This window comes from Streptomyces sp. S6, from assembly GCF_054880855.1.
Genome location: NZ_JBTYMC010000301.1, coordinates 1 through 7,948 on the forward strand (window position 1 = coordinate 1; position 7,948 = coordinate 7,948).

Below are 7,948 nucleotides of genomic sequence, written 5' to 3' on the forward strand. Positions count from 1 at the left end.
GACGGCAAGGAGATCGAGGAGCTGTCGATGGTCGTCGACGAGGAGCTCAAGATGATGTGCACGGTCGGCGACATGGGCGGGGTGGTGATCGGGCCCCGGCTGAAGGAGATGTGAGGCGGGGTCCTTCGCTGGGCGCGGCTGCCGGTCAGCGGCTGCCGTAGCCCCCGTAGCCGTACGGGTAGCCGCCCCAGCCGTAGCCGCCGGGGTATCCGGCCGGGTAGCCGCCGTTGCCCGGTCCCCCGTCGCCGCCGCCCCAGTCGCAGGCGTACGGGTTGTAGGGCGAGCACCCCGGGGACGACGGCTTCGGGCTCGGCTTCGGGGACGGCTCGGGCTTCGGGTCCGCCTTCTTCGACGGCGCCGGGGCGGGGGCCGGCTTCGGATCGGCCTTCTTGGGGGTCACCGGTGCCTTGGCGGGGTTCTGGGCGGTGTCCCAGTTGACGATCTGCATCTGGAGTTCCGGCTTGGACGTGTCGATCACCCAGCGCTGGGCGGCGCTGTCCGCGCGGTTCTTCGCGACGAGCGCCCCGGAGCCGTCGGTCGCGGCGGGCGCGAGCGCGAGGTCCTGGCTCCAGCGGGGGACGAGCGTGCCCTGGAGGGTGAAGTCGTAGCGGACGCTGCTCGCCTCGGTCCTCGCGTCCGTGCAGGGCGTGAGGACGACGGAGTAGCCGAGGTGCGAGTCGAGGCACAGCTCGGGCGCGAGGCCGTTGCGCAGGAGGCCGTTCGTCTCGTACGACCACTGCTGGGAGGCGACCGACGAGCAGGTCCCGAGGACGGCCTCGGCGCCCGCGACGGCCTTGCCGCCCTTGACGCCGACGCACTGGCCGGAGAACACGTTGTGCAGCCGGCCGCGCAGGGTGCCCTGGACGGCGTTGCCCGCGTCGATCCAGGAGGGGCCGTCGGTGGCGGTGTTCCTGCCGGGGCGCGGGGTGTCGGTGCGTTCACCGGCCCGGCTGCCGCCGTCGCCGTCGGAGCCCGTCGCGGACCACACGGCGAGCGGGAGCACCACGAGGCCGCTGACGGTGAGGACGGCGGCGGCGAGGTTGCGGCGGCGAGTGCGGCGGGCGGCCTTGCGGGCGGCGCGCACGGAGCCGGTCCCAGCGACGACGAGTTCGGTGCCCGGCGCCGGGTGGACCTCCTCGGGCAGGGCCTGCCGCAGGGCGGACGGCTCCTCGGGGGCGCCCGCGCGGACGTCCTGGTAGGCGTGCGCGGCCCAGCCGAGGACGCCTTCGGCGAGGGCGGTGCCGAGGACGGGGCCTTCGGTGAAGCAGCCGAGCTGGTCGGCGGTGTAGGCGCAGTGCCGGCAGCGGTCGAGGTGGCCGCGCAGGTCGGCGTCCAGTTCGTCGCCCCGGCGGGTGGCGACGTCCAGGAGGCGGTCGTAGCGGTGGCACTCCTCCTCGACGGCGAGTTCGCGGTGCGACTGGAGGAGTTCCTCGCGCAGCCGCTCGCGGGAGCGGAACAGTTCGATGCGGGCGGTCTCGGTGTCGAGGCCGAGCAGGGAGGCGGGGGCGTCGAGGGGTTCGGACTCGACCTCGACGTGCCACAGGAGACAGCGGGAGGTCGCGGAGAGCCGCTGGAAGGAGCGCGACAGGAGGCGCCGGCCCAGAGGCGGCAGGAGCCGGGCGGCGAGGAGGCCGGCGTCCTCGACGCGCAGGGCGGGGTGGAGGAGTTCGCGGCGGCTGTCGGTGGACCACTCGCCGGCCAGGCGGCGGACGGTGACCAGCAGGTGGGGGCGCCAGGCGGCGGTGGGGCCGTCGTGCCGCTGGGACTCGCCGAAGAGGCGGGTGAAGGCCGCGGTGGTGAGCATGCCCGCCGCGCGTTCGCCGTCGGTGCACAGGCGCGCGTAGAGGTAGGCGGCTTCCCAGTGCCGGTCGAGGAGTTCACCGACGGGATAGGGCGCGGGCTCCGCGCCTTCCCAGCTTTTCAGTTCCGCGCTCAGCATTTCGTCCGTCGCGTAGGAACGCCGCGCCGAAGTCGGGGAATTCGACTGACCAGCTTCTGTCACAGTTGGATTCCTCCCCGGGGAGTTACACGGAACCGGCCGTCCCGAACGTCCGCCTGAGCAGCTCTTGTGACGGGAGGGGCGTGCACACCCTCGCACAGGCCGTGGAGATCGAACAAGGGATCTCCCGGATCGTAGGCGATTCGTGTTCCGCGCCGTGAACTGCGGTTCTGTCGAAGAAAGTTCGACGAGTCACACATCCCGTGCACACCGCGCGAATCGGTCGCTTTCCCTTTAAGGGTGCGGCACTTCGTTTTTTGTTTTCCGTCCGTGCCGCCTGATTCGGCATATTCACCGCGCACATCGCCGACTTCGGCCGCCGGCATTCGTCCTTCGGCGTGACCGGGGACGGCCGGTCGCCGGGCATCAGCGCGGCAGGCCGCCGTCACCGTCGTCCACGACCGTGGTCACCGTGACACCGGGGAAGCGTTTCTCGAACGCCGCCTTCGTGTCGTCCCCGTCCACGCGGACGACGAACCGGCCCTCCTCCGCCTTCGCGGCGGAGTGGAGCTGGTCGTGGCTCGGGCGTTCCTCGGGCCGGGGTCCGGCGTCGGAGCGGCCGGCGGTGCCGAGGGCGAGGCCGACGGCGGCGATGGTCGTGGCGAGGACGGCGGCGATCAGTGCGGTGCGGGGGCTGTTGGGGGTCGGGGTCTTCGAGGGCCTCGGCAGTGGGTTGAAGAGCATGGGGAGGACTCCAGGTGAGAGGACGGGGTGGGGGTGCCGGTCAGCGGATCAGTTCGGCCGGCTTCGTCCCGGGTAGCTGCCGAAGAACAGCAGCCCGGCCACACCGCCCGTCTCACCGGGCCAGGTCCACACCCCGCCGAGCTCCCGGTCGGCCAGGAGGCTCTGGACGACGTACAGGACCTGCGGCAGCACCAGGGCGCTCGCCCCCGCGACGACCGCCAGGGACCTCGCGTGCAGCCGGTACAGCGGCAGGACGAGGAGGAAGTACAGGCCGTAGATGGCGAGGATGACCTGCACCGGGGTGCCGCTCGCCGTCAGGAGTGTGCCGAGCGCCAGCAGGACCACGGCCCGGATCACCACCTTGGCGACCGCCTGCCGTGCGTACATGCCGAAGACGGCGAGGCCACGCGCGAGGTCGACGCCGATCAGCCGGCCGGTGGAGGGCCCGGCGGGCCGCACGGCCTGTTCGGTGAGCGTCGTCCGGTCCGCGTTCTCGGTCATGTGTCCAGGCTGCTGTCCGGGTCCCCTCCCCCGGTATCCGGCAGTCGTCCGGTCCACCCCCGCCGGTCGGCGGGTCCCACGAGTTCCCGCAGGACCCCCCGGACGGCTGGTCCCCTCCCCCCGACCGGCGGGACTGTGCTCTCGTACCCTCTCCCGCATGGCGTTTCACGCTCTACGGTCGACTATGACGACCCGGGCGGCGGGGCGGCCGGACGACATAGCCGACGATTCAGAGCGACGAGGCGGGACGCACGTGATCCGTGTGATGGTGGTGGACGACGAGGCCCTGGTGCGGTCCGGTTTTCAGCTGATCCTCAACGCGGCCGAGGACATCGAGGTCGTCGCGACGGCGACCGGCGCCGAGGCCGTGGCCACGTTCCGCAGCGAGCGTCCCGACGTGGTGCTGCTGGACATCCGGATGCCGGACGTGGACGGCCTGACCGTCCTCGGCCAACTGCGGGCGCTGCCCCAGCCGCCGGTCGTGGCGATGCTGACGACGTTCGACGCGGACGACTACGTCGTGACCGCCCTCAAGTCCGGTGCCGCCGGTTTCCTCCTCAAGGACACCGAGCCCGACCAGCTCGCCCAGCTCGTGCGGACGCTCTACGCGGGCGGCGTCGTGATGTCCCCGAAGGCGTCGCACGCGGTGTGGCGCGGGCGGCCCGGCACGAGCGCCGACGACGAGGAGGCCGGCCGGGTCGGGCGGCTCAGCGACCGGGAGCGCGAGGTGCTCGTGCTGGTCGCGGAGGGGCTGTCCAACGCGGAGATCGGCACGCGCATCCATCTGAGCGCGGGGACCGTGAAGGACCACGTCAGCGCGATCCTGACGAAGCTGCGCGTGGGCAGCCGCGTGCAGGCGGCGCTGCTCGCCCAGCGGGCGGGGCTGCTGGAGGCGTCGGGCGGGGGGCCGGGGCGGTGAGAGGGGTCGGCCGGTCGCGGGTGCCGGAGCCCGCCGTCGACGTCCTCGTCGTGCTGGTGGCGGTGGCGGACTTCTGGTTCAGCCAGTGGGACACGGGGGTCTTCGCGAAGGCGCTCGCCCTGCTCGCCTGTGCGGGGCTGTTCCTGCGGCGCCGGTTCCCGCTCGCGGTGTTCCTGCTGACGCTGCCCGCGACGCTCGTGCAGGACATGGTGTTCGCGCCGTTCGCCGCGTTGTTCACGCTGGCCGAGCGGTCCCGTGACCGGCGGCTGCTGGCGGTCTGCGCGGTGCTGTTCGCGGTGGCGGCGGCGGTGCCGTGGCCGCTGGGGTCGTGGTCCGAGAACGGGCGGATGTCGACCGTCGTCTACTTCTTCTACACGCTCGCGACGGCCGCCGCGCCGGTGCTTCTGGGGCAGCTCGTGCAGGCCCGGCGGGATCTCGCGCGGCGGCTCGTGGAGATCGAGGAGGCCCGGGAGCACGAGCGGCTGCTGCACTCGCAGGCGGTGCTGGCGCGGGAGCGGGCGCAGTTGGCGCGGGAGATGCACGACGTCGTCTCCCATCAGGTGAGTCTCATCGCCGTGCAGGCGGGGGCGTTGCAGGTGGCCGCGCGGGAGCCGGTGTTCAAGGAGGGGGTGCGGACGATCCGGTCGCTGAGCGTCGACACGCTCGACGAGCTGCGGCACATGGTGACGCTGCTGCGGGCGTCCGGGGGGCGGGCCACCGAGCTGACCCCGCAGCCGACGCTCACCGATCTCCAGCGGCTGGTCGCCACGAGCGGGATCGAGACCGAGCTGGTCGGGGAGCTGCCCGCGCAGGTCGGGACGACGGCCCAGCGGGCGGTGTACCGGACGGTGCAGGAGGCGCTGACGAACGTCCGCAAGCATGCGCCGGGGGCGCGGGCGACGGTCCGGCTCTGGCACGACGCGTCGGGGTTCGGGGTGACGGTCACGAACACGCCGTCGACGCGGCCGGCGCTGCCGTTGCCGGGGTCGCGGCAGGGGTTGATCGGGCTCGGGGAGCGGGCGGAGCTGCTCGGCGGGACGTTCTCCTCCGGGGGGACTGCGGAGGGTGGGTTCGAGGTGCGCCTGCGGGTGCCGGTGTAGGTCAACTCCCTTGCGAATAAGCTAAGTTGGTGGCTTCCAGGCATCCTCCTGACGGGAGACCGCAGCACGTGGACACCACCGGAGCACGCACCGCCGAGAGCCTTGCCGCACGTTTCCACGACGTCGACTCCTCCGCCGTCCCGGAGGACTTCGTCGCCTATCTGCGGAAGATGGAGGAGAGCGAGAGCGGCCTCGCGGTGCGGGAGGCCACCTATCGCGCCGTGGAGTCCGCCGGGCGCAGGGGTGTGGACGTCGGGTGCGGTGCCGGACGCGCCGTCGCGGACCTCGTGCGGCTCGGGAAGGACGCCGTGGGGGTCGACGCCAGTCGGTCCATGGTCGACGCGGCCCTGGCCCGGTTCCCGCACTGTCAGGTCGTCAGGGGCAGCGCCTTCGAGCTGCCGTTCGAGGACGCCGAGCTGTCGTGGTACCGGTCGGAGCGGACCTTCCTGCACTTCCCCGAGCCCGCCGAGGCGCTGTCCGAGGCCCGCAGGGTGCTGCGGCCGGGCGGGACGATCGTGCTCGCGGACCCCGATCTCGCGTCGATGGTGGTGAGTTCGCGGCTCCCGGAGACGACCGGCGCGGTCAAGGACGCGTTCTGCTCGGCCGTCCCGAACCCCCACGCGGGCACCCACAACGCCTACCACCTCGCCGACGCCGGGTTCACCGGCATCTCCGTCGTTCCCGTCATGGCGACCCTCAGCGACCACGCGTCCGCGTTCGGCGTGGTGCTGGAGCCGGCCCTGACGGCCGCTCTCGCCCGGGGCGCCGTCGGCGAGGAGGAGGCCGCGCGCTGGAAGGACGACCTGGGCGACCTCTCCCGCCGGGGCGCCTTCACCGCGACGGCGGTCTTCTTCGTCACCACGGCCCGCCTGGCGCCGTAGGGGGCCGCTCATTCGGCCGAGCGCCGCCGGAGCTGTTCCCTGAGCACGTTCTTGCGCACCTTGCCGATCTCGGTGCGCGGCAGCCGGGGCAGGAGTTCCAGGCGGGACGGCCGGCACCATTCGCTCATGCCGAGCCCGTCGAGCCACTCGCGCAGGCCCTCCAGGGTCGGCGTCCCCTCCCCCGGTACGACGAACGCGCAGGCCAGTTCGCCGCCGTGGCCGTCCGGGTAGCCGACCAGGGCGACGTCCCGGACGGCGGGGTGGTCCAGCAGCGCCGACTCGACGTCGGCGACCGGGATCATGATGACGCCGATGCGGTCCTCGTCCCGGCCGTGCAGCCGGATGCCGCCGTGGCCGTCCGGTGCGGCGAGGTCGCCGGTGTCGTACCAGCCGTCGTCGTGCTCGGCGAGCACGGTCAGGCGGCCGTCGTCCCGGCCCCAGGTGGCCAGGCACAGGGAGGGGCCGCGGACGAAGAGGCGTCCGGGCTGTTCGTCGGTGACCGGGTGGCCGGCCCGCAGGTCGGTCTCGTGGCCCGGGGCGCAGCGCCCGACGGTACGGCCCGCGAGTTCCGGGTGTTCGGCGTGGCGGGTGAAGGCGTTGGCGCCCTCCGTCATGCCCCAGCCCACGTCCAGCGGGATCCCGAAGGTCTCGGTCACCCGCCTGAACAACGGCTGCGGGACGATCGTGCCGCCCGCGCGGATGATCCGCACCGTGGGCAGCCGCTGCGAGGTGCGTTCCATCGCGTCGGTCAGGAGGGCGAGGTGGACCGGGACGATGACGATCCAGTCGACGCGGGCGCGGGCCAGGAAGGGGATGACGGCCTCCGGGTCCCAGCGGTCCACCACGACCGCGCAGGCCCCGCGGTGCAGCGGCATGAAGAGGGCCATGGTGAGGCCGACGATGTGGGTCGCCGCGTTCGGTGAGTGGACACGGCTGTGGGGGCCGATGCCGTCGGCGTCCGCGACGGGCGCGTACCAGGCGTACGTGGTGTTGAGGGTGTGCAGGACGGCCTTCGGCTCACCGGAGGTGCCGGAGGTGAACAGGACCAGGGAGACCCGGTCCGGGTCCACGACGGACGGGTCCGGCAGGGTGTCGTGCCCGGTGCGCTCGAAGTACTCGCGGAAGTCGAGTTCCCCGCCCGGGGCCTGCTCGCCCAGCACCACGCGGTGGCGCAGCGCGGGCAGTCGCGGTGCCATCTCGGCGAGCGCCGCCGCGTGGTCGAAGTCGTCCCAGCGGTCGACGGTCACGCAGACGACGGCGTCCAGCCTGCGGAGCATCCGTTCCAGCTCGCGGGGGCGGAACGCGCACATGATCGGCGCCGCGACGGCTCCGAGCCGGGCGCAGGCCAGCAGCAGCGGTCCGACCTGCCAGACGTTCGGCAGCTGCATCGCGACGACCTGCCCGGCGCGCACGCCCAGCGCGTGCAGGGCACCGGCGAAACGGTCCACGTACTCGGCGTACCGGGTGTAGCTCAGCTCCAGGGGGTCGCGGCCGGACTCCGACACGAGGAGGGCGGGGGCGTCGGGGGTCTCGGCACGCCAGCGTGCCAGGTCGTCCAGGAGGGTGCCGGAGCGCCAGTGGTCCTCCTTGCGGTGGCGCTCCACGGTGGCGGCGGAGGGGCGCAGGGTGGTGATCGGGTTCACTGTCTTCACTTTCCTCAGGTCAGCGACCGGACGAAGCCGGCGTCGCGTGGGCCGGCCGCTGTCGGCGAGCCTGGTTCCGGTTCGGTCATTCCTCGCCCAGCCCGTGGCGCCAGCTCGGCCGCAGCGGCTTCCAGCCGAGTTCCCCGCCCGCCCGGGTGTTCGACGCGCCGGCCGCCGAGGTGAGCTGGTGGGCCGCGAACCAGCCGAGCAGCCGGTGCGCG

The 7,948-nt window shown here is 73.1% G+C and carries 7 protein-coding genes; 3 read left to right on the plus strand and 4 right to left on the minus strand.

Annotation, left to right across the window (positions count from 1 at the left end; translation table 11 throughout):
• Nucleotides 1-145 precede the first annotated feature (145 nt).
• From ACVNF4_RS29000 to ACVNF4_RS29010, 3 genes are all read right to left on the minus strand, one after another.
• Complete coding sequence (locus tag ACVNF4_RS29000) at nt 146-2,002, minus strand: ricin-type beta-trefoil lectin domain protein (RefSeq protein ID WP_461805845.1); 1,857 nt, start codon at nt 2,000-2,002, stop codon at nt 146-148.
• Between the two features lie 363 nt (nt 2,003-2,365).
• The gene (locus ACVNF4_RS29005) at nt 2,366-2,683 is read right to left on the minus strand and encodes a hypothetical protein (RefSeq protein ID WP_461805846.1); all 318 of its coding nucleotides are present in this window, start codon (nt 2,681-2,683) and stop codon (nt 2,366-2,368) included.
• A 48-nt stretch (nt 2,684-2,731) separates the two neighbouring features.
• The gene (locus ACVNF4_RS29010; RefSeq protein WP_461805847.1) at nt 2,732-3,184 is read right to left on the minus strand and encodes a hypothetical protein; all 453 of its coding nucleotides are present in this window, start codon (nt 3,182-3,184) and stop codon (nt 2,732-2,734) included.
• Between the two features lie 265 nt (nt 3,185-3,449).
• Here ACVNF4_RS29010 and ACVNF4_RS29015 point away from each other — a divergent pair, with 265 nt between their 5' ends.
• From ACVNF4_RS29015 to ACVNF4_RS29025, 3 genes are all read left to right on the plus strand, one after another.
• The gene (locus ACVNF4_RS29015; protein WP_461805851.1) at nt 3,450-4,103 is read left to right on the plus strand and encodes a response regulator; all 654 of its coding nucleotides are present in this window, start codon (nt 3,450-3,452) and stop codon (nt 4,101-4,103) included.
• A 20-nt stretch (nt 4,104-4,123) separates the two neighbouring features.
• Nucleotides 4,124-5,203 carry a sensor histidine kinase gene (locus tag ACVNF4_RS29020; RefSeq protein ID WP_461805848.1) on the plus strand — a complete coding sequence of 360 codons (1,080 nt, stop codon included), beginning with the start codon at nt 4,124-4,126 and terminating at the stop codon, nt 5,201-5,203.
• A 68-nt stretch (nt 5,204-5,271) separates the two neighbouring features.
• A complete protein-coding gene (locus ACVNF4_RS29025) occupies nt 5,272-6,084 on the plus strand; it encodes a methyltransferase domain-containing protein (RefSeq protein WP_461805849.1) in 813 nt (270 codons plus the stop codon).
• A gap of 8 nt (nt 6,085-6,092) precedes the next feature.
• On the opposite strand, the gene ACVNF4_RS29030 is transcribed toward ACVNF4_RS29025, so the two are convergent.
• Nucleotides 6,093-7,736, minus strand: coding sequence for an AMP-binding protein (locus ACVNF4_RS29030; protein WP_461805850.1), 1,644 nt, complete (start codon nt 7,734-7,736; stop codon nt 6,093-6,095).
• Nucleotides 7,737-7,948 lie beyond the last annotated feature (212 nt).

Coding starts and splice junctions, on each gene's coding strand:
- ACVNF4_RS29005 (WP_461805846.1), bottom strand. CDS start 2,683: ATGCTCTTCAACCCACTGCCGAGGCCCTCGAAGACCCCGACCCCCAAC.
- ACVNF4_RS29015 (WP_461805851.1), top strand. CDS start 3,450: ATGGTGGTGGACGACGAGGCCCTGGTGCGGTCCGGTTTTCAGCTGATC.
- ACVNF4_RS29010 (WP_461805847.1), bottom strand. CDS start 3,184: ATGACCGAGAACGCGGACCGGACGACGCTCACCGAACAGGCCGTGCGG.